This window comes from Acinetobacter sp. 251-1 (assembly GCF_030329305.1).
Lineage (GTDB): Bacteria > Pseudomonadota > Gammaproteobacteria > Pseudomonadales > Moraxellaceae > Acinetobacter > Acinetobacter piscicola_A.
This window is the reverse complement of sequence record NZ_JACANS010000003.1, coordinates 49,880-74,236: the sequence shown is the minus strand read 5'-3', so window position 1 is coordinate 74,236 and position 24,357 is coordinate 49,880. Positions and strand designations below refer to the sequence as shown.

At 39.2% G+C, this 24,357-nt stretch carries 19 protein-coding genes; 12 read left to right on the top strand and 7 right to left on the bottom strand.

Going from position 1 to position 24,357, the window contains the following annotated elements:
- Positions 1 to 7: 7 nt before the first annotated feature.
- Positions 8 to 889: a S66 peptidase family protein gene (locus HX129_RS02915; RefSeq protein ID WP_286433686.1), complete on the bottom strand. Its 882-nt coding sequence runs from the start codon at positions 887 to 889 to the stop codon at positions 8 to 10.
- A 24-nt stretch (positions 890 to 913) separates the two neighbouring features.
- The gene (locus HX129_RS02910; RefSeq protein WP_286433687.1) at positions 914 to 1,840 is read right to left on the bottom strand and encodes a DMT family transporter; all 927 of its coding nucleotides are present in this window, start codon (positions 1,838 to 1,840) and stop codon (positions 914 to 916) included.
- Positions 1,841 to 2,721: 881 nt separating this feature from the next.
- Here HX129_RS02910 and HX129_RS02905 point away from each other — a divergent pair.
- From HX129_RS02905 to HX129_RS02870, 8 genes are all read left to right on the top strand, one after another.
- Positions 2,722 to 3,849 (top strand): Re/Si-specific NAD(P)(+) transhydrogenase subunit alpha, encoded by a 1,128-nt coding sequence (locus tag HX129_RS02905; RefSeq protein WP_286433688.1) that lies wholly within the window; start codon positions 2,722 to 2,724, stop codon positions 3,847 to 3,849.
- Between the two features lie 11 nt (positions 3,850 to 3,860).
- Positions 3,861 to 4,181 carry a proton-translocating transhydrogenase family protein gene (locus HX129_RS02900; RefSeq protein WP_130072040.1) on the top strand — a complete coding sequence of 107 codons (321 nt, stop codon included), beginning with the start codon at positions 3,861 to 3,863 and terminating at the stop codon, positions 4,179 to 4,181.
- Positions 4,182 to 4,184: 3 nt separating this feature from the next.
- Positions 4,185 to 5,639, top strand: coding sequence for an NAD(P)(+) transhydrogenase (Re/Si-specific) subunit beta (locus HX129_RS02895; RefSeq protein WP_130072039.1), 1,455 nt, complete (start codon positions 4,185 to 4,187; stop codon positions 5,637 to 5,639).
- Between the two features lie 208 nt (positions 5,640 to 5,847).
- Positions 5,848 to 6,774 carry a LysR family transcriptional regulator gene (locus HX129_RS02890; protein WP_286435974.1) on the top strand — a complete coding sequence of 309 codons (927 nt, stop codon included), beginning with the start codon at positions 5,848 to 5,850 and terminating at the stop codon, positions 6,772 to 6,774.
- Positions 6,775 to 6,887: 113 nt separating this feature from the next.
- Positions 6,888 to 8,300 carry an FAD-dependent tricarballylate dehydrogenase TcuA gene (gene tcuA / locus HX129_RS02885; RefSeq protein WP_286433690.1) on the top strand — a complete coding sequence of 471 codons (1,413 nt, stop codon included), beginning with the start codon at positions 6,888 to 6,890 and terminating at the stop codon, positions 8,298 to 8,300.
- A complete protein-coding gene (gene tcuB, locus HX129_RS02880; protein ID WP_286435973.1) occupies positions 8,301 to 9,440 on the top strand; it encodes a tricarballylate utilization 4Fe-4S protein TcuB in 1,140 nt (379 codons plus the stop codon).
- A 60-nt stretch (positions 9,441 to 9,500) separates the two neighbouring features.
- Positions 9,501 to 10,799, top strand: coding sequence for an MFS transporter (locus HX129_RS02875; RefSeq protein WP_286433692.1), 1,299 nt, complete (start codon positions 9,501 to 9,503; stop codon positions 10,797 to 10,799).
- Between the two features lie 349 nt (positions 10,800 to 11,148).
- Positions 11,149 to 12,357, top strand: coding sequence for an ammonium transporter (locus tag HX129_RS02870; protein WP_174493717.1), 1,209 nt, complete (start codon positions 11,149 to 11,151; stop codon positions 12,355 to 12,357).
- Between the two features lie 82 nt (positions 12,358 to 12,439).
- Here HX129_RS02870 and rsfS read toward each other — a convergent pair whose 3' ends face one another.
- From rsfS to HX129_RS02845, 5 genes are all read right to left on the bottom strand, one after another.
- Positions 12,440 to 12,838, bottom strand: coding sequence for a ribosome silencing factor (gene rsfS, locus HX129_RS02865; protein ID WP_130072033.1), 399 nt, complete (start codon positions 12,836 to 12,838; stop codon positions 12,440 to 12,442).
- 101 nt (positions 12,839 to 12,939) lie between these two features.
- Complete coding sequence (locus HX129_RS02860) at positions 12,940 to 13,734, bottom strand: hydroxypyruvate isomerase family protein (RefSeq protein ID WP_174493716.1); 795 nt, start codon at positions 13,732 to 13,734, stop codon at positions 12,940 to 12,942.
- A gap of 45 nt (positions 13,735 to 13,779) precedes the next feature.
- Positions 13,780 to 14,649 carry an NAD(P)-dependent oxidoreductase gene (locus tag HX129_RS02855; protein WP_174493715.1) on the bottom strand — a complete coding sequence of 290 codons (870 nt, stop codon included), beginning with the start codon at positions 14,647 to 14,649 and terminating at the stop codon, positions 13,780 to 13,782.
- A 51-nt stretch (positions 14,650 to 14,700) separates the two neighbouring features.
- Positions 14,701 to 15,489 carry a crotonase/enoyl-CoA hydratase family protein gene (locus HX129_RS02850; protein WP_286433693.1) on the bottom strand — a complete coding sequence of 263 codons (789 nt, stop codon included), beginning with the start codon at positions 15,487 to 15,489 and terminating at the stop codon, positions 14,701 to 14,703.
- A 115-nt stretch (positions 15,490 to 15,604) separates the two neighbouring features.
- Positions 15,605 to 18,409 (bottom strand): GacS-like sensor histidine kinase, encoded by a 2,805-nt coding sequence (locus tag HX129_RS02845; RefSeq protein ID WP_286433694.1) that lies wholly within the window; start codon positions 18,407 to 18,409, stop codon positions 15,605 to 15,607.
- Positions 18,410 to 18,724: 315 nt separating this feature from the next.
- Here HX129_RS02845 and cysM point away from each other — a divergent pair, with 315 nt between their 5' ends.
- The 4 genes from cysM to HX129_RS02825 all read left to right on the top strand — a co-directional run bounded on the left by cysM (position 18,725) and on the right by HX129_RS02825 (position 24,306).
- Entirely contained in the window at positions 18,725 to 19,639 is a 915-nt protein-coding gene (gene cysM, locus HX129_RS02840; RefSeq protein WP_286433695.1) for a cysteine synthase CysM, read from the top strand.
- A gap of 108 nt (positions 19,640 to 19,747) precedes the next feature.
- Complete coding sequence (locus HX129_RS02835) at positions 19,748 to 20,569, top strand: 3'-5' exonuclease (RefSeq protein WP_286433696.1); 822 nt, start codon at positions 19,748 to 19,750, stop codon at positions 20,567 to 20,569.
- Between the two features lie 8 nt (positions 20,570 to 20,577).
- A complete protein-coding gene (gene rlmD, locus HX129_RS02830; RefSeq protein WP_174493713.1) occupies positions 20,578 to 21,972 on the top strand; it encodes a 23S rRNA (uracil(1939)-C(5))-methyltransferase RlmD in 1,395 nt (464 codons plus the stop codon).
- Between the two features lie 27 nt (positions 21,973 to 21,999).
- Positions 22,000 to 24,306 carry a RelA/SpoT family protein gene (locus HX129_RS02825; protein WP_130072025.1) on the top strand — a complete coding sequence of 769 codons (2,307 nt, stop codon included), beginning with the start codon at positions 22,000 to 22,002 and terminating at the stop codon, positions 24,304 to 24,306.
- The last annotated feature ends 51 nt before the right edge of the window (positions 24,307 to 24,357 follow it).

Here is a 24,357-nt window from a genome sequence, read left to right as displayed (position 1 = left end):
TAGAACATTAGATAATCAACTGTGATGCTGAAATATTCCCGGTTTTTCCAATCCAAAATGGCTGGTTACTCGCACCGTGCCCAAACCAATCACATTGATAAAGTGGAATGTTTAATGGCTCTAAATGTTCGGCAACAATTTCTCCAATACTTTGAGGAACATTTTTTTGAGGGCATGCATAGAAATCACCGAGGACCAATGCTTTTAAGTTCGAGAGATCAAGGCTTTGTAATAGCTGTGTCAATGCACGCTCAATACGGTAATAGGGTTCACCAACGTCTTCGAGTAAGAGCATACTCGGTTGCTCTAATTTCAATGCATTACTTGTCCCTTGTAGACTGCACAATACGGTAAGATTTCCCCCTAACACTTTGAGTTGACCTGAACAGGCTTGAGCATGATTTGAATAAATCTGCGTGAGTGGATAAACATTTTCTGACGTTAAAGCTAAACGTTGAGCATCAAGCAGTTGAATAACAGATTGGGCATCGGGTGAAAGCGTATGCTGAGCTAAATTTTTTACAGCAATTTCAGAAAATACAGGTGCATGTAACGCTTGACCGTGATGCATTGCAACATAGTTTAGCAACACGGTTGCATCTGAATAGCCAATAATCGGTTTGTTTAATATCCAGTTTTCTAGATAAGGCACGAGCATGGCTGCTCCAGAGCCACCGCGTGCCAACCAAATAGCATCGACTTCAGGATCTAAACACGCCATTTTTAAGTCTGAAAGACGTTGTTCGACTGTACCTGCCAAATAGCGATATTGAGCAAAAACATGAGTGCCTAAACTGACTTGATGACCCAGTTGTTCAAGCTGAGTTTGAGCTAATTTAATATTTTCAACATCTACACATGCGCTAGGCGAAACAATTCTAAAATGCATATTTATTCCAAAATTTTATACGGTTTAACTTGCAAGTTTCTTCTTGGATAATGTGATCATCATGACACCAATGATATTTAAGATGCAACCAAACCATTGAATACTATTCATCTGCTCGCCCAATAAAGCAACAGCTAAAATAATGGTTAAAATTGGTCCAATAGAGCCAATCATTGCAGATTGTGCTGCACCTAAACGGGAAATACTTTGTGCAATTAAAATGGTGGGTAAAACCGTGACCAATAAACCCAAAGCAATGCCATACCCAATAATTTCACGCGGTAACTGAGCAAGTAAAGTCAAAGGTTGTGGGGTCGCAATCAGAAAATGGGTCAATGTCCCTATACATGCAACACTGAGTGCTAAACCTGTAAAGTTCCACGAACCAAAACGCACGATTAAACGAGGGGTTAAGAGCAAATAGGCTGCAAAACTGATTGCACTTGCAAATACCAAACTGACCCCGAGCCAAAAATTACCTTCATGTGCAACGGTACTTTGCTCTTGTAACATCACAATTACAGTACCACCGTAGCTTAAAGCAATAGCAATAAGACTTTTGACGCTGAGTTTTTGTTTATAGATCGCACAAGATGCCAAGACTGTTAAAGTTGGATATAAAAATAAAATAATTCTTTCCAAGGATGCACTGATATACATTAACCCTGAAAAGTCTAACCAACTTGAAAAGTAATAACCAAGTAAACCTGCAAAAACTAACAGCCCCCAATCTTTCAGTGTAATATTTTGACTATGTTTACGGTTTAACCAACACAACAAGAGAAAAAATGGCAAAGCACTTGCCATACGCAATGCCATCAGTACTGTGCCATCGACCAAAGGTGATAGTGCATAGGCTTGTTTAATGAAAATAGCTTTGGTACTAAACAAAAATGCAGCACCCAAAGCAAACAAAGAACCTAATTGTGTGCTAGATAAAGAAAATGTCATGGATTGATCACAATTTAAAAATGAGGGCTTTCGATATATGCATTTTCAGTATAAAGGCTCTTAATTTAGAGATGAAATGCAAAAAAAGAATCAATTCCATCAAAAGATGGAATGCAATATCTATGCAAGTGTTATATGAAGCTGTTTATTGAGATCAAAGCGAGATGATGTCATTTAAGCACACCAAACGAGTTTGTTTAAAAATGCACTAAAAATGTGCATATTATGCCAAAGTGTTTCAATAATGCCGTTTGGTCATCATTTGGCAAAATGGCGAATAAAAAAATTAAAAAATTTTTGCATTTTAAATTATGGTAAAAAAGGCAATTTAAGATATTTTACCCAAGTACTTTTATTTATTAATGAAATTAAAAAAAGTAATGATAACATTCTTGCATAATTGACATTTTTTGTATGAAATTAAGTCAATAAAACAAGAGAGGTAAAACGATAAAATTGTCAGAAAGGCGAATTTAGAAAATTATGCAGCTAAAAAGCTTGTTTTCTAAATAAATATCTAAAAGTGATTAAGACGAATTTTCTAAGTCTAAGTGTAGTAAAAGCCAATTTAAATGTGATGTTCGATATCACAACCGTGATTTAACAAGCTCAAATGCTTCATAAATCACTTTAATTTTTTTATTTTGATTAAAAAATAGGCTTGAATAGCATAGGTGCTATTACTTTAAATAAATGTTGCATATGTTTTTAATTTATAAAAGTGAATCTTGAGTTCAAAATAATCACATTTATTAAATAAATATTGGGTAGTATTTTAAAAAAGTTCAATTAGAATCCAAAAATTAGAAGAAAACGCATCCTAGGGGGAGACATCGTTTACACGATGTTTGCTTGAAGAAAAATTAGCTTGAGGAACGCTCATGCAGATCGGAATCCCAACCGAAACTGTCGTCGGAGAAAGTCGTGTAGCTGCTACACCTGAGACAGTAAAAAAGTTGATCAGCGCTGGTCATAACGTAGTCATTGAACGTGGAGCAGGTAAAAAAGCTGCTTATATTGACAGTGCTTACGAACAGGTCGGTGCAAAAATTACGGATGATGCCTACACTGGTAGTCAATTGATTTTGAAAGTTCGTGCACCTAAGAATGATGAAATTCAAAAACTTGCTGCGGGCACAACAGTGGTTGCTATGTTTGATCCCTATCGTAATCCTGACCTTGATCAGTTTGCGTCACAACAGGTATCTGCATTTGCATTAGAGCTTTTGCCTCGTACACTTTCTCGTGCGCAGAACATGGACGTATTGTCTTCTCAAGCGAACCTTGCAGGTTATAAATCTGTACTTTTAGCTGCTGCAGAATATCAACGTATGTTCCCAATGCTCATGACGGCTGCTGGTACTGTGAAACCAGCTCGTGTCGTGATCATGGGGGTTGGTGTTGCAGGTCTTCAAGCGATTGCGACTGCAAAACGTCTAGGTGCTGTGGTTGAAGCCACAGATTTACGTCCAACTGCACGTGACCAAGTAGAATCACTTGGTGGTAAGTGGTTAGACGTACCAATGTCTGATGAAGAAAAACAAAAAGCTGCAGATGCTGCAAAAAATGGTTATGGATGGATGCCAGGTGAGCAATACATCAAAGACCAAGCCATTATCGTCGATAAAGCAGTTTCAAATGCGGATATCGTAATTACGACGGCATTATTACCAGGTCGTGATGCACCGCGTCTGATTAAAGCTGAAACTGTTGCCAAAATGAAACCAGGTTCAATCATCCTTGATATGGCGGTTGAAACAGGCGGTAACGTTGAAGGCTCGAAATGTGGTGAAAATGTTGTAACAGATAATGGCGTGACTATTTTGGGTATCCCAAATATTCCTGCAACTGTTTCGACAGAAGCTTCGGCGTTGTATGCACGTAACGTTTTCAATTTCGTAGAAACGTTGTTTGATAAAGATAAAAACTTTGCCATCAACCAAGAAGACGAAATTCAAAAAGCACTTCTAGTAACTCATGGCGGTCAAGTACTGCTGAAGCGTGGTTAAGGAGAGTCATCATGGTTGAAACTATTACTATTTTCGTCTTAGCCATCTTTGTTGGTTACTACGTGGTTTGGGGTGTAACACCTGCATTGCATACGCCGTTAATGGCGGTAACCAATGCTTTGTCATCAATCATTATCGTGGGTGCGATGCTACAAACTGTTGGTATCCCAGGTGTTGTTGATGCAAATGTACAATTCCAATCAATCAATGCTGTGAGTGTACTTGGTGCAGTTGCAGTGTTCTTGGCAAGTATTAACATTTTTGGTGGTTTCGCAGTCACTGCGCGTATGCTTGAAATGTTTAAGCCTAAACAAAAGAAAAAAGAGGGCTAATCCATGGAATTCATTAAAGAATATGCGGATTGGTTCTACCTAGTCGGTGCTGTCCTTTTTATCTTAACTTTACGTGGTCTTTCGGGTCCTAAAACTGCGATCCAAGGTAACCGTTACGGTATGGTTGCGATGGCAATCGCTGTCATTACAACTTTCTTCGTGGCAGATCATCCTGTTGTTTGGATGATTGGTGGGGCGATGGTGTTGGGTGCGATTGTGGGTATTGCGCGTGCTCGTACAGTGCCAATGACACAAATGCCTGAAACTGTTGCGTTAATGCACTCATTGGTGGGTTTGGCTGCGGTATTGATTGCGATTGCTGCAATTTTACACAATAACCAGCTCACAGCATTATTTGCTGAAAATGAAGCTGCTTTGACTGCTGCAGGTGTACAACATGCACACATGAGCAAAGTTCATTTATTTGAATTATTTGTAGGTTGTTTCGTTGGTGCGATTACCTTCACAGCTTCGGTATTTGCTTACGGTAAATTGGCTGCGAAGAAATGGGCAAAAACCATTTCTGGTGGATGGGTTAAACCTGTTCAAGCAATTATTTTCATTGCAATGTTGGCATGTGGTATTTACTTCTTTACCACAGGTAACATGCAGGCATTCTGGGCAATGACAGCACTTGCACTTGCGTTCGGTTGGGTATGGATTGCACCAGTTGGTGGCGGTGATATGCCAGTGGTGGTATCTCTTCTTAACTCATTCTCAGGATGGGCTGCTGCAGGGATTGGTTTTACACTTGAAAACAACATGTTGATCGTTGCAGGTTCGCTTGTAGGTTCATCAGGTGCGATTCTGTCTTACATCATGTGTAAAGCGATGAACCGTTCAATCATCAACGTACTGTTTGGTGGTGCGATGGGCGGTGCTGCAGTTGCATCTGCTGACAAAGGTGAGCAAGTTCAACGTAATTATCGTTCAGGTTCTGCGGATGATGCTGGCTTCTTGATGTCAAATGCGGATAGCGTTGTGATTGTACCAGGTTATGGTATGGCGCAAGGTCGTGCGCAAAATGCTGTGAAAGAGTTGTGTGAAATCTTGAAAGAACAAGGTGTAACGGTTCGTTTTGCGATTCACCCAGTTGCTGGTCGTATGCCAGGTCACATGAACGTACTTTTAGCTGAAGCTGATGTTGCTTATGAAGACATCCTAGAAATGGATGAGATTAACTCAGATTTTCCTGCAACAGACGTGGTACTTGTGATTGGTGCGAACGACGTAGTGAACCCTGCTGCGAAAGATGATCCAAGCTCACCGATTTACGGTATGCCAATTCTTGAAGCGCATAAAGCACGTACCATCATGGTGATCAAGCGTTCTATGGCAACAGGTTATGCTGGCTTAGACAACGATTTGTTCTACAATGAAAAAACCATGATGATCTTCGGTGATGCGAAGAAAGTCGTTGAAGATATGACGAAAGCGATTAATGGCGGCGGTCACTAATCTATGCTTCTAAAGTCTCTCTATTGAAATGAGGGACATAGGGCGATTAAAAAACCACCTTCGGGTGGTTTTTTTGTTGTGCTATTAATTTATACTGAATTTTTGCTATGCTTTCGAACTGATGACGACTTGATTTGTTTCAGTCACTTATTTATGCAATGTTATGCATTAAACCGATCCCTAGCCAATTCACGTGGATGATGAGCCAATGGAACTTCGACAATTACAATCGTTTGTTATGATTGTGGAACAGGGCAGTATTGGTAAAGCCGCGCAAAAACTTGAAATTGGTACATCTGCATTAAGTCAGCAAGTTTCAAAATTAGAATCAGAACTTTCAACTCGTCTATTACAAAGATCTGCCTTAGGTGTGACGCCTACGCCTGCGGGTATGGCTTTTCTCAAACAAGCTCAATTGGTTTTAAGGTATGCCAATCAAGCTATCGAAGCTGCACAATCTTCAAGATTAGCAGGTTATGTGAGTGTAGGATTTCCGCCGAGTACAGCATCTATTTTGGGAGTTCCTTTTACTAAAATGATGGCTGAACGCTATCCAGATATCAAAGTTCATTTGGTGGAGAGTTTATCTGGAAATTTAGTGCAAATGATGAGCTCAAGACAGCTCGATATTGCGATTATCTTTAGTCAAGATATTGCTAAGAATTGGTCGATTCAGCCCTTAGTATCGGAATCTATGTTTTTGATTGGAAATGATGAATTCTTTAAAATTTATCATCTAGATGATTATCTAACACAAGGTAAGATCCCTTTAAAAGTTCTCGAAAATTTACCCTTGGCATTACCTAGTGCGAGTCATGGTTTAAGAAAATTGATGGAACAGCAACATTATGAACTTAATGTTAGTTATGAAATTGATGGCTTGAGTTTGTTGATGAATGCGGTTGCAAATCTATGCGTTGGGACGATTCAACCCGGGAGTGCATTTATGAATTTAAGTCATCAGCATTTAAATTTTTTAAAAATATGTAGTCCATCTATTGACCGAACCAATTATTTAATCAGTTACCCTGAAGATGAACTGTCACCAGCGAGTTTGGCTGCAAAAGCTGTTATTCGTTCATGTCTTACAGAGTTGATTCAACAACAAGCTTGGCCAAGTGCAAAATTGGTTTAAATAAATGATCCGCTTAAGTCTTTAAAATAATTAAATACCCCATCTACATCAGCCTCTCACTCTACATATCTATCATCCTTTAAAGTCTCTGCAAAGAGTAAAGGATGAAATACATGTACGATGTACTTGTTATTGGCGGCGGTAATGCCGCGCTATGTGCAGCAATTATGGCACGTGAGGAAGGCGCATCTGTTTTATTGTTGGAAGCTGCGCCGAAAGAGTGGCGTGGGGGAAACTCTCAACATACGCGCAATTTACGTTGTATGCACAATCAGCCTCAGGATGTTTTGGTTGATGCTTATCCAGAAGAAGAATATTGGCAAGATCTTTTAAAAGTCACAGGTGGTAAGACCAACGAAGAGTTAGCGCGCTTGGTGATTCGTAGTACTGAAACATGCCGTGAATGGATGAAAAAGCAAGGTGTGAATTTCCAACCACCATTATCAGGTGCTTTGCATGTCGCAAGGACGAATGCTTTTTTTATGGGCGGTGGTAAAGCATTGGTGAATGCTTACTATCGCAGTGCGCAAAATCAAGGGGTTGTGGTTCAGTACGATACTAAAATCGCGAGTTTAGATATTCAGAATGGCCAGTTTAAAGCTGCAATTGCGGAAAATGGTCAGCGTTATGAAGCCAAGGCATGTGTGCTTGCTGCAGGTGGTTTCGAATCAAACTTAGAATGGCTTCGTGAAGCTTGGGGACAGAATGAGCGTGGAGAATGGCCTGCAGATAATTTCATCATACGTGGGACACGCTTTAATCAAGGTAATTTATTAAAATTTATGATTGATCAAGGCGCTGATGTGATCGGTGATCCTTCGCAATCGCATTGTGTTGCTGTAGATGCAAGAGCTCCTCTGTATGATGGTGGTATTTGCACTCGTATCGATTGTGTATCACTTGGAATTGTAGTGAATAACCAAGCAGAGCGTTTTTATGATGAAGGTGAAGACTTTTGGCCAAAACGTTATGCAATTTGGGGGCGATTGGTTGCGAAGCAACCGGGTCAAATTGGCTTTTCAATTATCGACGCAAAATCTGTTGGGCGTTTTATGCCTCCCGTTTTTGAAGGTAAAAAAGCCAACAGCATCCGTGAATTAGCCGTATTGATGGACTTAGATCCAGACACATTAGAAAAAACCGTACAAGATTTTAATCAGTCTTGTGTCAAAGGTGAATTTAACCATACGGTTTTGGATAACTGTCATACGGAAAATTTAAGCCCTGCAAAAACCCACTGGGCCGTACCACTCGATTCACCTCCATATTATGCCTATGCCTTGAGACCAGGAATTACTTTCACTTATCTGGGAATGAAAGTCGAAAAGGATGCCGCTGTGCGCTTTAACAATGTTCCAAGTCCAAATTTATATGTCGCGGGTGAAATGATGGCGGGCAATGTGCTTGGGCAAGGTTATACCGCAGGTGTAGGGATGTCGATAGGAACGACATTTGGTCGAATCGCAGGGAAAAATGCAGCATTAGCAGCATTGAATAAAAGTGCTTTGCATAAGGAGGCTGTATAAATGAATGTTCAAGCGAAAAATTTAATTCCAATCGTTCAGCTTACCGACAGCGAAGAACAGGTCAAACAAGCTCTGCAGATTTGTAATGCCTGTCGTTATTGTGAAAGTTTTTGTGCTGTTTTCCCTGCAATGACCAAGCGTTTAGAATTTAATGAAGCAGATATACATTATTTAGCCAATCTTTGTCATAACTGCGGTGCATGTCTACATGCCTGTCAATATGCTCCTCCGCATGAATTCGGGGTCAATATTCCACAAGCAATGGCTCAAGTACGCCTTGAAACCTATCAAAAATTTGCAGTACCCGTGAGCTTTGGCAAGCTATATCAAAAAGCCGGCATTACTTTGGTGAGTGCGCTGACGATTACACTAATTCTATTCATGCTGGCCGCATCTTTGATGCGTGGAAATCAATTATTCGGTTTACACCAAGGCAACTTTTACGCCATTTTCCCACATAATTTTTTAGCAGTACTTTTTGGATCGGTTTTTGTTATTGCCTTTATTTTATTGGGGCTAGGCGTTCGAAAGTTCTGGAATCAAACTTCAGAAGTTGTACTTGGTGGTGTTGAGCAACCAGATATTTTACAAGCCACTAAAAATGTACTGACATTGAAATATTTAGATGGTGGGCATGGTAAAGGCTGTAATGAGCAAGATGACCGTTATACCTTGATCCGCCGTCGTTTTCACCACTTTACAATGTATGGTTTTTTACTGTGCTTTTTAGCCACCATTGTTGCAACGGCATATCATTATTTATTGGGAATACACGCCCCATATCCTGTAAGCAGTGCTCCTGTGATTTTAGGAACATTAGGCGGTTTGGGCTTAATTATTGGTCCTAGTGGTTTGCTATATCTGAATATTAAACGCGATCCGTTGCATGGCGATGCAAAACAAAAACCAATGGATCGTGGCTTCATTTTTCTTTTACTGATGATTAGTGTGACAGGTCTTGGGTTGTTAGCACTTCGAGATAGTGCATGGATGGCCGTATTGCTGATTGCACATTTGGCAACGGTAATGAGTTTTTTCCTGACGATACCTTTTGGCAAATTTGCCCATGGCTTTTACCGCAGTGCGGCCTTGTTGAAGTTCGCAGTAGAAGAACGTCGTAGTAAAAAAACTAAATCTTAATTTCATACATAAGTTTATGCATTTTATTTACAGCTTGGAATATAGCCAGGGAGGTTTGCTATGTCTGTAGGAAGCAAGAGCAGTGGCAATTTAAGGAAAATTTTAAATGTCACGAGTGGTAATTTTTTAGAACAATATGATTTTTTCTTATTCGGATTTTACGCCACGTATATCGCAGCTAAATTTTTCCATTCGGATAATGAATATGTCTCTTTGATGATGACATTTACCGTGTTTGCCGCAGGCTTTCTGATGCGGCCACTCGGTGCTATTTTTTTAGGTGCTTATGTAGACCGAATTGGGCGACGTAAGGGATTGATTGTTACATTAAGTTTGATGGCACTCGGTACGATATTGATTACATTTGTTCCAGGTTATGAGCAAATAGGCATTATTGCACCCATCCTGGTCGTAATTGGTCGTTTGCTACAAGGCTTTTCAGCTGGTGTGGAAATGGGTGGGGTATCAGTATATCTTGCTGAAATTGCTACAGATAAAAACCGTGGGTTTATTACCAGTTGGCAATCTGCAAGTCAACAAGTTGCTGTGGTTGCTGCGGCGATTTTAGGCTTTGGTTTAAATCAAATTTTGACTGTAGCGCAAATTGGTGATTGGGGTTGGAGAATACCATTTTTCGTTGGTTGTCTCATTATTCCATTGATCTTCTTTTTACGTCGGAACCTTGAAGAAACTGAAGCATTTAAAGCACAAAAAACACATCCTACTGGTAAAGAAATTTTCCAAACCATGGTCAGTAATTGGAAAGTTGTGATTGCAGGTATGTTGATGAGTGCAATGACGACGACGACTTTCTATTTTATTACAGTATATACGCCTATTTATGCGAAGCGTGCACTTGAACTTTCAACAGGTGAAAGTCTTTTAGCTGCTGTCATTGTTGGATTATCTAATTTTATTTGGCTGCCTATCGGTGGTGCAATTTCTGACCGTGTGGGGCGTCGACCTGTTCTGGTTGGAATTAGTGTTCTCGCAATTTTTACCGCATATCCTGCCTTAAGCTGGTTGGTTAACCATATTAGTTTTGGCAACTTGCTTATTGTATTGCTGTATTTTTCATTCTTTTTTGGCATGTACAACGGTAGTATGGTGGCGACTTTGGCCGAATGTATGCCAGCCCGTGTACGAACAGTTGGTTTTTCATTGGCATTTAGCTTGGCGACCGCACTCTTTGGTGGTGTAACGCCAATGATGAGTACTTTTATTATTGAAAAAACAGCGGATCCGAGTATGCCAGCAGCATGGTTAATGTTTGCTGCAACTTGTAGTCTATTAGCCAGTTTATATCTATGTAAGCAATTACCGAATCGAAAAATTCAATATCAAGAAAGTCAGATTTAGTTTTCCAAACCACCTTCGGGTGGTTTTTTATTGTGACTGAAGAGATATTTAGCCATTAATTGAATTTCAAATTTTGGAACTGGATTAAAAGCTTGACTAAGTTTTAAATAATATTTATTACATGCAGTAAGGCAAGTTCAATAAATTTAAATGATTTGCTTTAAACATCTAATTAAAATTACTGTTTGATAAATAGTATAAAAAATGAGAAAACGTGAAAAGTTGTTTTTTAAAAGACAAAATCACTTTATAATTCAAAAGAATTGATAACTATGTAACATTCGTATTATTAATTGTGATTTTTTTAAAATAAATAAAATATCATTTAAACAATGGGATAGAGGAATTCATGCTGAATTGGAAGTACGCTAAGTATCTTGCTTTATTCATGTTGCTTGTCCCATGCTGTGTATTTGCTTCGAATTTAGATCAAGATATTGCTGCATTTAATCTCATAACTGACTACCGATTACTGTTTTTTGGTGGGGTATTCGTGATTTTTGTTCAAGCTGGTTTTGCTATAGTTGAAGGTGGATACCAGTTTAATCTTAAGTCTATTTTTGCGCTGTTGATCAGTTATTTATCTTCAATTTTAGGTGCTGTGCTTTTTGGCTTATTGTGTGTGGGGGGGATTCATTTTGGCGTAATAGATCACCCCAATGATAAGCCATATTTTTATTCTGGTTGGCATAGGAATTTATTGTTTTTCTATATACTTATGGCAACTACAATTACTACAGTTGTAGGGCGAATTATTCCTAATAAAAGTTCACTTATCATGAGTTGGGGAGTGGGTTTAACCATTTCTGCAATTATTTTTCCTTTCTTTAGTAGTTGGGTTTGGGGCAATATTTTATGGGGTGGTGGCTGGCTAAAAAATATTGGATTTATTGATTTTGCAGGTTCTACCGTTGTTCATTCTGCGGCAGCATGGGTGCTTCTTGCAGGTTATTTGACATTGAAGTCTGCTGGAAAAGAAGAAGAAAAGAAGAAGAATTTAATCTTTGAAGATTATCGAATTTTATCATTTGCAGTTGCAGGTTTTATTCTTTGGCTCGCGTGGTCAGGATTGAATGTTGTTTATATCACTGCGATTCCAGTCGATGTTAGTGTAGTTGTGAGCAATGCTTTTATTGCGCTGTTCACAGCCTTCATTGCTCCCCTGATTTTAGTTTCAGCATTTGATCGTCGGATGATCTCTTGGAATGAATTAATTAAATCTGCACTCGGTGGATTGGTAGCTATCACTGCAAGCTGTGGATTTGTTGATTATTTCACAGCAACACTGATTGGCGCAGTAGCAGGTTTACTAACCGTTTATGTACCCCGAACATTGATTCATCGAGTAACATCTCGACATGTTAGAGATGTGATTGCAGTACATGGAATGTGTGGTGTGTGGGGGACTTTGGCAGTTGCCATGGTTGAAAGTTCAATGGGACTTTCTATAGCAGAAGCTTTTGTTGTTCAAAGTTTTGGTGTTTTGGTTAATTTTGTTTGGAGTTTCGGGCTAGGTTATCTTGTCTTTAAGCAGTTATCCAAAATGAATTTTTTATAAAAATTCCCAAAAAATCAAATAATAGTGACAAAAAAAGCGACAAATACGTCGCTTTTTAAGTTTCTCATTTTATAAATGAGCTTTAGGCAACTTCAGGAGTTACACGCCATAAGCTTTCTAAATCATAAAATTTACGAGCTGTCGGTAGCATGACATGTACAACAACCAATCCTAAATCAATCAGGATCCATTCTGCATCACGCTCACCTTCTACCCCGATCGGGCGGAAGCCAGCTTTACGTGCTTCTTCAGCAACATTATCAGCAAGCGCTTTAACATGACGTGTTGATGTACCACTTGCGATGACGATAGCATCTGCTACGTTGCTAATGCTGCTTACATCAAGTTCAAGAATATCTTTTGCTTTTACATCTAGTAGGGCTTCATGTACAACTTTTAAGCAATTTTGTACATCTTGTTTGTGAGAATTCATTGCAAGTTCAAGAGAATTAGAAGCGCTGGGCGATGGTTCTAAATTCATGGTAAAATATATTTTCCAGACAATTACTCATCCTCTAATATAGCGCCTTTATCGAATAAATTCAAATTTATACAATAAGACTTGTGGATATTTTTTCCAGTTTAAGCTTGGTGGTTGTCGGTAAAATATTTTCTTTTCCATGCAAATGATTGATTGGAATAAACTTGTGGTTTGTATTCTGCGGCGATATAGCCTGTGTATGAACTTTGTCCAAGCCATGTGAAAATTTCTGCATAATTTATCTGAGCTGTATCGGGTTCATGTCGCCCTGGGCAGTCAGCAAATTGAATATGCCCAATCCAGTTTATATTTTCCTGTAGTGCCAGCAAAATATTTTCGCCCATCATTGCCATGTGGTAACAATCGTATTGTATTTTTAAAGCAGGATGTTGTACGGCTTCGAGCATTTCTTGGGCTTGTGCAATATTTTGCACTAAAAAGCGTGGCATATCTGTGCCATTAATCATTTCAAAAACAGGCTGAATGTGATGTTCCGAACACAGGTGACATGCAAGCTTTAAGTTTTTAGATAGGGTGTTGAGGCAGGGAAGTAGATCTGCATCTAGAGGTTGTTTACCTGCAAGAATATTTACACTGGGGACATTCAGCGCAGTGGCATATTCAATTGCTGTTAATAGCGCTTGATGAAATTCAAGCTCTTTGCCAGGAATGCCTGCTAAACCATTACCGCCATGCATTAAGTCGCCCGCAGGGACATTGATCAAGCAGAGTTTTAAGTCATATTGATCAAGTTGATTTTGAATTTCTCTAATGCTGAGCTCATAAGGAAACTGAATTTCAATGTGTTGGAAGCCGTGCTGATGTGCTAAAGCAAAGCGTTCAATTAAGGGAACTTCAGTAAAAATCATTGAAAGATTTACTGCGAGTTTACTCATATATCTGCTCCATGATGATGTATCATATTATTAATTTTCAATGTTTTACTGATTTTCAACGTGTTTAATTACACTTGCTAAATCTGAATCAGCATAACCATTGTTTTGGTGTGCTTGCAACTGCGACAATGCTTTTTTTGCTACAGGAATATCGAGTTGGAATTTTTCAGCCAAGTGAACTGCATTATTTAAATCTTTTGATAATGTCTGTACTTTCCATTGCACAGGCTCAAAGTGATGTGCTGCCATGCGAGGCGTTAAAATTTGAAAAGGTTTTGAGTCAGCAAAACCACCTGCGAGCGCAGGCGCAAGTAGTGTGGTATCTACACCTGCTTGTTGTGCAAGTGCAACCGCTTCAGCAATCAGTGTACTGTTTGCGGCAACAATAAGTTGATTACAGATTTTAGTGGCTTGTCCTGTTCCTGAGTCACCCATGCGTGTGACACGTTGCGAAAGAACATTGTAGATTAAGCTTAAATGCTCAATGGTTTCGGCATCTCCCCCAGCAAAAATGACCAAAGTGCCATTTTCTGCACCTGCTGTTCCACCTGATACAGGCGAGTCAATCCAAGTGACACTAAGTTGCTGTGCTTTATCCGCAAGTGTCAGCGTTTTATCCACAGATAAACTCGAAAAATCCACAATGACCTGTTGAGGTTTGAGATGTGGTGCGATGAGATCAAACACATTTTGTACGGCATGATCATCGGCAAGGCAGCTTAAAATAACAGGATAGTCTGCAATATTGTCGAGTTGAAGAGCATGTGCTCCCATGTCAATCAAGCTTTCACATGCACTCGCAGTTCGATTCCATATCGCTACTTGAAAACCAGCTTGGACTAAACGCGTTGCCATGCGGCTGCCCATCAATCCCATTCCAAGAAATGCAATTTTAGTATTACGATCAAAACTCATATTCACGATCTCAAACTATTCCCTGTAAATTTAAATGATTTCACATATCTATTATTTAAATTGGCGAGGTAAAAACTCCACGTCTGGGTTTTTATCTTTTTTACGTGCAATTTGACTGTTCTTACCTAAAAGTAATTTCAATTGCCAAATTTTTTCTAAACGCAATGACTTTTTAGGTTCATGCTCCATTGCATCGAGCACGCGTTTTGCTGCTGCAAGCGCATCCGGTGAGCGTTGTAACATTTCTTCAGCAATGGCTTGAGCTTTTGTAAGCGGCGCTCGATCAGTATGAGTGACTAAGCCGATCTCTTTGGCGTAATTGCCATCAAAAATACGCGCAGTTAAAGTCAACTCTTTTGCTAAATCTAAGCCAATAACGCCTTTGATTGAGCGAGATAATCCCATATCAGGCACTAAGCCCCAACGACTTTCCATGATTGACATTTTCGTATCAGGATGAGCGATTCGAATATCTGCTGCAAGCGCCAATTGCATCCCTGCGCCAAAGCAAAAACCTTCTAGTGCTGCAATGACAGGAACTGGGAGTTCTTGCCAAATGAGAAAGGCTTTTTGAAATAAACTTTGTCCTGGTTTTAACAACTCCCAAGCAGCAAAAGCTGTATTTTTGGGGCTGTTTAAATCAGCAAGATCAATGCCTGCACTAAATACATTGGCTTCGCCTGTTAAAATGACGGCACGGATACTACGATCTTTTTTAATCTTTTGGGCAGTAATGACCAACTCTCGTAGTAAAGCAAAGCTCATTGCATTGCGTTTTTCTGGGCGGTTGAGATATACCGTAGCAATGCCATTTTGTTTTTCAATGCGTAATAGCGACATGTTTTTTACTCTTCTTGATTTGTCATTTAGCATAGCATGTGCATGTCATGGGAACATGACAGTGCAGTCACAGAAAGTAGTCATTAGTGATACCTCAATAGTTCTGATCTACAGATTAGCTACTGAGCACTTGCTGCGCGGCTGACTCCACTTCATGAATGACTAATTGTAAATGGTCTAAACGTTGCAAAGTTTCTTGAATAAATGGTTCATCGGCTTTACGGCGTTCTTTTCTTAAAGTCGATACAAACTGTTCAAACTCACCTGTAGCGCGTTGTAATTTTGGTGTACCTACATAACGTGTTGCACCATATAAACGATGTAATACATGTTCAAGCTGTGGGAAATCTTCAAGTTCAATCAATTGTGAAATTTCATCTAATTCTGTTGGGAAGCTATCGACTAACATTTTGAGTAAATCTTGTGCTAAATCTTCTTTATTGGCTGCTAAAGAAAGACTTTGTTTCCAATCTAAGATATCGGGGTCGAGTGCATCGACATAGACCGTATTTTCAGTAGCTTGTTGTGATTGAACAAAGTTATCAGATGTCCATTGCGTTAAGATTTGAATCAATTGATCAATCTGAATGGGTTTGGTGACATAGTCATCCATACCTACTTTTAGAAGTTTTTGTTTTTCATCTGCCAGTGCATGAGCAGTGAGCGCAATGATCGGCATGCGCATGCCATCCAAAGTTGACTCTAAAGAACGAATGGCACGGGTGGTATCAATACCTGACATGACAGGCATTTGAATGTCCATAAACACGAGATCATGTGGTTTTAAGCCTTGTTCAATACCTTGTTGGATGATGGTTAATGCTTCTTGACCACTTTGCGCTTTGGTGGTTTTGACATTGAGCTCAGCAAGCAAGGCTTCAAGTACAATTAAGTTGGGCAAATGGTCATCGACTGCCAAGACATGCAGATCACGTGCTTTAAAATCTTGGTGTTGCTCAGGTTCAAAAATTGGCTGATTGCTGAGGAGTTGAATGACGCCTGTACGACTGAGCGGTTGATACAATGGACGAGCACGATATTCATTGAGCATATTTGGCTCTAATGACATTTGATAGCCATATACTGCTAAATGACCTTGATAACGTGCACGAATTTCTTTTAATAATGCTTCTGTATCACCGCTATGATCAACAATTAACCATGTGTTTTCAGGTAGTCGCTCTAAGCTATTGAGCTTGCTAAACAAGTCTAAAATAGACTGTGTTTCAATATGCGTCACTTGATAGTCTTCTAAATAATGACGTAACACATTGGCAGTTGCAGGATGTGCGAGGAAGGAAACGACATGCATATCTTTAAAGACAGGATGGATAATTTCCTCATGTTCATCCACATCAAACTGTGCGGTAAACCAAAAGGTTGAGCCTTTTTCTGTGGGTGCACGTTCTTGATTGTCTTCAAAACCAATTTGCCCGTGCATTAAATGTACAAGCTGTTTGGAAATGGCAAGTCCTAAACCTGTACCACCGAACTGGCGTGTGACAGAAGCATCACCTTGTGAGAAAGATTCAAATAGTTTTTTACGATCTGTACCACTTAAACCGATTCCGCTGTCTTGTACACTAAAGTGCAATAAGCATTGTCCAATATCATCATGTTCCATACGCACACGTACAATAATTTCGCCATCTGGGGTGAATTTAATCGCATTGGAAATAAGATTGGTCAGAATTTGCTTAAAGCGTAAAATATCACCATTGACATGTTTTGGAACGGTATCGTCATAGTAAAATGCCATTTCAATCTGCTTTTGTGCAGCCAAAGGTGACAACATATCCATGACGTCAAAAATTGCTTCTTCAAGATCAAAAGGTGCAGTTTCGAGTTCTAATTTTCCGGCATCAATTTTGGAAAAGTCGAGTACATCATTAATTAATGCCAATAAATGGGCCGAAGATTTACGAATGGTTTGTAGGTATAAGCTTTGGTCATTGCTGAGATTATCTTGTCGAAGCAATAAATGAATAAAGCCATCGATACTGTTTAATGGGGTGCGTAATTCATGACTGATATTGGCTAAAAAGACCGATTTTGCCTGATTGGATGAAATCGCTTGGTCACGTGCCTGTTTATAGGTAATGTTTTGCACTTCGAGTGTATCTAAGGTACGTCTTAAATCATCCTCAGTTTGTTCGGTATGTTCTTTTAATTCTAAGAAACTAAAATGCAGACGTTTGACCACATTGGCAATGTCACGTTGTAGTAGACGTAGCTCGCCTGTACTGTTGATGACCATGTGCTGATCGAGCGTGTCGGCATTTAGACGTTGTAACTGCATACGAATCTCGTACATTGGTGCGATCCAACGGCGAGAATAAAAATTTAAGCACAGTAATAATAAAAGTAAAGTAAATAGCCCTGTAGTAATCAACACGATCATGACCCGATAGTGGGCAATTTCTAAGGGTTGATTGTCCAACTCAATCATGAGCCAAACGGGTGGTTGTTGCGTATTATTGTGTAAAAGAGTGGCGTAAATATTGTTATGCTTTGCTGTAAGAGGTCCGACAAAAGTACCTTGTGTGGGGGGCTTTGGCCAAGACTGCTGACTTTGATAACCAACATTGAGCAATACTTTGCTATTTGACTGAACGATTGCAGCACGAATCAAATATTTTTCATTAAACATATGCTGCAAAATATTTTCAGCATGGGTTTTTTGTTTGGGATCATTCTGTATTAAGCGAATCAACTGTTCAGCAGTATTTTGATAACGGCTCAAAATCGCAATTGCAGCATAGCGTTGATTGGATTTGGTCGCGGAAGAAGTCTCTTTGATCACTAAGAGTGCACCAACACACGCTAAAATAGTGATCGGTACAAAAATTAATGCAATAAGTTGCCCATAAGCATGATTGAGTTTTAAACGTTTAAAGAGTTTTTTATTGAAATTCGACATGGTTCCAGCAACTCATTGACCATGCGCATGATATTAACATGCTTTATTCATCCTGCATGATAATCTGATTAAAAATCTTAGCATTTGGAAAATATACTTTGCTGATTTATAGATAATCTTATTATTTTAAATGCTAAGTAAAGTTTCAATTATTTTATATCAATGATTTTAAAAATAAAATATTAAATGCTATGAAAGTAAAAAATATACAGAATCGCTTTAATAGAGGCATAGTGTTTTGAAAAATGAATGGAAAGTTGTGCAGTAAGTTTTATTTTTTCATACAATATCGCCACCTCAATATAGGTGCAAATGATGAGTAACACACAACCTGATTTCTTCGCTGATGATTTTCTACTTGACCATTATGTCGGAAAAACGCCTTTAGTGCGTTTGCAGCGTTTGGCAAATCATACTCAAGCAACGGTATTGGCAAAACTTGAAGGCAATAATCCTGCGGGTTCTGTTAAAGATCGTCCTGCATACAATATGATTATGCAAGCTGAAAAACGTGGACAAATTCAGCCGGGTGATACCTTGATTGAAGCGACCAGTGGGAATACAGGAATTGCATTGGCGATGGTTGCGGCAATGCGTGGTTACAACATGCGTTTGATTATGCCAGCTGCATCGAGCCAAGAGCGTAAAGATGCGATGCGTGCATATGGTGCTGAGCTGATTGAAGCAGCAAGCATGGAAGAAGCACGTGATATGGCATTACAAATGGAAAGAGAAGGGCAAGGTCTGGTTTTAAATCAGTTTGGTAATCCTGATAATGTTGAAGCACATTACCTCACGACAGGTCCAGAAATCTGGCAACAAACAGGGGGTAAAATCACCCATTTCGTGAGTTCTATGGGAACAACGGGAACCATCATGGGGATTTCAAAATATTTAAAAGAACAAAATCCTGACATTCAAATTGTGGGTTTACAACCGTCTGAAGGTTCAAATATTGCAGGGATTCGCCGTTGGCCACAAGAGTATTTACCTACGATTTTTGATCCATCACGTGTCGATCACATTATGGATATTCCACAAATTGAAGCTGAAAAAACTGCACGTGCTTTAGCACGTAAAGAGGGGATCAGTGCGGGAACATCATCAGGTGGAGCTGTGTGGGCTTCAATCAAAATTGCAGAAGAAAATCCTGATGCGGTGATTGTATGTATCGTGTGTGATCGTGGCGACCGTTATCTTTCAACAGGTTTATTCTCTGTTGAGGATTAAATTTTAAAAGATTTAGACTTTGCAATTATTTGCCTATCTGCATTGATTCTCTGAAAAGAAGCGAGTTAATGTGTAAAATAGTCTATGTCATTTAGGGAAATCTTATTTATGCGTTTACCCGTACTGGTTTTTGATATTGAAACATTGACTGATCATCAGTCGGGTGCACATTTGTATGGGTTGGATTTACCTGCAGAAGATTTAGAGCACGCATTAATGAAAATCCGCCGTCAAGAAGCAGGGACGGATTTTCAACGCTTACCTTTACATGAAATTGTCTGTATTTCAGGTTTATGGATTGATGAAAATGGTTCGATGAAGCTGTTTTCATTTAGCCAAGAAAATTTTTCTGAAGCAGAAATTTTAAAGAAATTTCTATCGATTTTTGATAAGCGTCATCCTACTTTGGTCAGTTGGAATGGTTCGCAGTTTGATTTACCTGTGATTTTGTTCCGTGCCATGTATCATGGTTTATCTGCACCAAGTTTGTTCGATCAAGGTGAGATTGACACACAAAAACGGTATAATAACTACCAAAATCGTTATCATCATCGTCATGTTGACTTGATGGATGTGATGGCAATGTTTAATGGTCGACATTTTCAGAAATTAGATGATATTGCACATTTATTGGGTTTTCCTGGTAAACGAGGTATTGCAGGTTATTTTATTCCTGAATATGTGAAAACCAAACAATGGCTCAAGTTGACCAGTTATTGTGAAGGTGATGTCTTAAATACATGGTTGATATTTTTGCGTTGGAATTTACTAAAAGGTCAAATTTCACTCGCAGATCATCAGCTTTGGATTCAAGCGACGATTCACTATTTACAAGGTCAACCGCAGCAAGCTGAGTTTGTACAGATTTGGCGTGAAAGCGCACAAAAAACTGCTTTTAGCGCTACAGATTTTCCCACTACTCCCAATTAGGTATTCCTTTGAAACATAGAGCTAAACCTCGTCCATCTCAACGACCACAGTCTATTTTTAACGTTGAGAGACTTTCACATGAGGGGCGAGGCATAGCACGCTATGGTGATGATCCAAGTCATCCATCTGATAAAAAAGGCAAAAGTGTTTTTATTCGTTTTGCTTTACCAGGTGAAAAAGTCAAAGTACAAATTACACGTCAAGTGTCTAAGCTTGAAGAAGCCGATACGATACAACTTTTAAGTGAACCACATCCGCAACGGATCGAACCGATATGTCCACATTTTGGCACATGCGGCGGCTGTAACTTGCAGCATTTACATCCTGATGAGCAAATCCGTTTTAAACAAGATGTATTAAAATCGCATTTAAAACATTTTGCAGGTTTGGAGCCTAAAGAATGGCTAGCGCCTATTCGTTCTCTTAAAGTTGATTATCGTCATAAAGCCCGCATTGGTGTGCGCTATATTGCAAAAACGAAAAAACTGTTGATGGGCTTTCGTGAGTCGCAAAGTAATCAATTGATTAATATCCACACGTGTAAGATTTTAGATCAACAATTAGATAAAGCTTTACCTAAACTGCGTGTATTACTCGAAAGTCTTACAGGCAAAGCCGATATTGGTCATATAGAATTAGCAAAGGGTGATCAGGAAATTGCATTATTAATTCGCCATACAGCGGATTTATCGACACAAGATGTCAACCGATTAAAACAATTTGCGTTAGAGGAACAGTGGCAACTGTATTTTCAACCTGCGGGGAATGAGAGCTTACATCGTGTAGATGATGCTCAAGCGGCGATGCATTTACATTATAGTTTGAATGATTTTGCAATTCATTTTGCATTTAAACCTACAGATTTTACGCAGGTGAATCCTACTGTAAATCCACAAATGGTAAAATTGGCATGTGATTTGCTTGATTTAAAACAAGGTGAGCGTGTGCTTGATCTTTTCTGCGGTCTAGGTAATTTTTCTTTACCACTCGCTAAAAAAGTTGGGCAAACTGGATCGGTGATTGCTGTTGAAGGTAGTCCCGAGATGGTTAAGCGCGGTACAGAAAATGCACTGAAAAATTGCATAACTAATGTTACGTTTTACTCACAAGATTTAACAAAAGATTTTTCTCAAAATTCTTGGGCAAATCAAGGATTTGATGCATTATTAATAGACCCACCTCGTGCGGGGGCGGAGCAAATCATGCATTATGTACCTAAGTTTGGTGCAAAAAAAATCGTTTATGTATCCTGTGACCCTGCAACGCTTGCGAGGGATGCTGGGATTTTAGTGCAACATGGGTATCAGCTGAAAAAGGCGGGTGTGATGGATATGTTTACACATACAGGTCATGTTGAATCCATTGCCTTATTTGAAAAAAATGTTGAGATAAACGATTTATAATGAACTGTAGATTCACAGGAGAAGGGTATGGTCACAGTACGTGAACAACTTCCAGAACAGCTAAATGAGTTGTCTGAGGAAGCGACTGTAGAACATGCCGTAGAAGCGCAACAGGCTTTAGCGACTTGGCTAGATCGTGTACGTGGAATTTTAGACGGTGCAGAGCTGGATCAGCTTCAAGAAGTAGCTCAATTAGTTTTACAAAAAGAATTAGCGACCATAGCAAATAGCCGAACCAATACCTTTGCAACAGGAATTGGGATGGCTGATATTTTGGCGCATTTACATGTCGATGAAGATACCTTATCTGCTGCTGTTTTATACCGTAGTGTGCGTGAAGGTATTACCACCCTTGAAGAAATTCAAGAAAAGTTTGGAGAGCATGTTTTTAATCTTGTCAAAGGTACTTTGGCAATGGGGAAACTCTCTGAACTGATCGAAAAAAACAAACGTTTAGAAGACCATTTTAATAATAACCAACGTGAGCATTTGTCTGGTATTTATAAAATGCTGATTTCTGTGACCGAAGATGTCCGGGTTGTATTAATTAAATTGGCTGAACGTACTTATGCTTTACGTGAATTAGCAAAATCACCTAGAGAGCGTCAAGAACGTGTTGCACGTGAAATTCTTACCATTTATTCGCCTTTGGCGCATCGTTTAGGGATTGCACAGTTAAAGTGGGAACTTGAAGATTTAGCCTTTCGTTATTTAGCGCCTGAACGTTATAAAGAAATTGCATCATTGCTCAATGAAAAGCGTTTAGAGCGTGAACAATATATTCAATTTGTGGTTGAAAAACTTAAAAGTGAATTGGCAGCACATGATATTCATGCGGAAATTTCAGGGCGTGTAAAACATATTTATTCTATTTATCGTAAGATGAAGAGTAAAAATCTGAGCTTTGACCAACTTTATGATATTCGCGCTGTGCGTGTGTTAGTAAAATCGGTTCCTGAATGTTATCACGCTTTGGGTATTGTGCATCAAATTTGGCGACATATTCCGCATCAGTTTGATGATTATATTACTAATCCTAAAGCCAATGGTTATCGTTCCTTACATACGGCTGTTATTGCTGAAAATAAATCGCTTGAAATTCAGATTCGTACTGTAGAAATGCATGAAGAAGCTGAACTAGGTGTTTGTTCACATTTCAATTATAAAGAAGGTTCAAAAACCACAGATTATTCATTTAATCATCGGTTGCATTCTTTGCGTTCAGTACTTGAGCATTATCAAGAACGCAATGAAACCAATGTGCATCCAAATGAAGATGACACTGAAGATTTTGAACATATTCAAGACTTTGAAGGTTTTGAGAAAATTTATGTCTTTAGTCGTGATGGTGATATCAAAGAATTACCACGTGGTTCAACCGTCTTAGATTTTGCTTATCACGTACATACAGAAGTGGGCAATAAGTGCTATGCCGCACGTGTGAATCAGCGTTATGTCCCACTTACTTACACCTTAAAAACAGGTGAGCAAGTTGAAATTTTAACCAAAAAAGATCGTGAGCCAAATCGGGATTGGTTGGTAAATTCTTTAGGTTATATCAAAACTGCGCGAGCGCGTGACAAATTGCGTCATTGGTTTAGACAGCAAGATCGCAGTAAAAACTTGGAAGTTGGACGAGAGATTTTAAATAAAGAACTTTCTCGTTTAGCGATTCACCCGAAAAGTATTGATTTAAATGATTATTGTAATCATTTTAATGTCAAAACAGGGGACGATATTTTAGTGGCATTGGTGAGTGGTGACATTAGCCTACATGCCATGATTAACCAAGTAAATCGTCATATGCACTTAGATCAGGATGAGCCTGAACTGGTGTTAAAGCCGACGTTGAACCCTCGTGCAAGTCATACCTTGTCAGCACATGGTATTTTGATTGACGGTTTGGATAATGTTGAACTGCATATCGCACAATGTTGTCAGCCTGTGCATGGTGAGTCGATTGCAGGTTATATCACTTTAAATCGTGGTGTGAGCATTCATAAAGTGACCTGTACCGATTATATGCGTATGATCAATTTAGAGCCTGATCGTGCAGTAGAAGCTGATTGGGAAATGCAGCCGACACGTGGGCAAAGTGTGCAAATCGTGGTGGAAGCTTATGATCGACGTGGTTTGTTGAAAGATTTAACCCAAGTGATTTTCTCTGATCAAATTAATATTCGTCAGGTCAATACCATTTCTGAAGCAGATGGCATTGCCAATATGAAGCTTTTGATTGAAGTCAAAGGCTTGGCGCAACTGTCTCGTTTGTTGGCACGTTTAGAGCAACAACCCGGTATTATTAGCGCAAGACGCTTAGTGCAAGGCAACTAGTGTAGATCTGATAAAAAACCTGCGTAACGCAGGTTTTTTATTGGCTGAAAT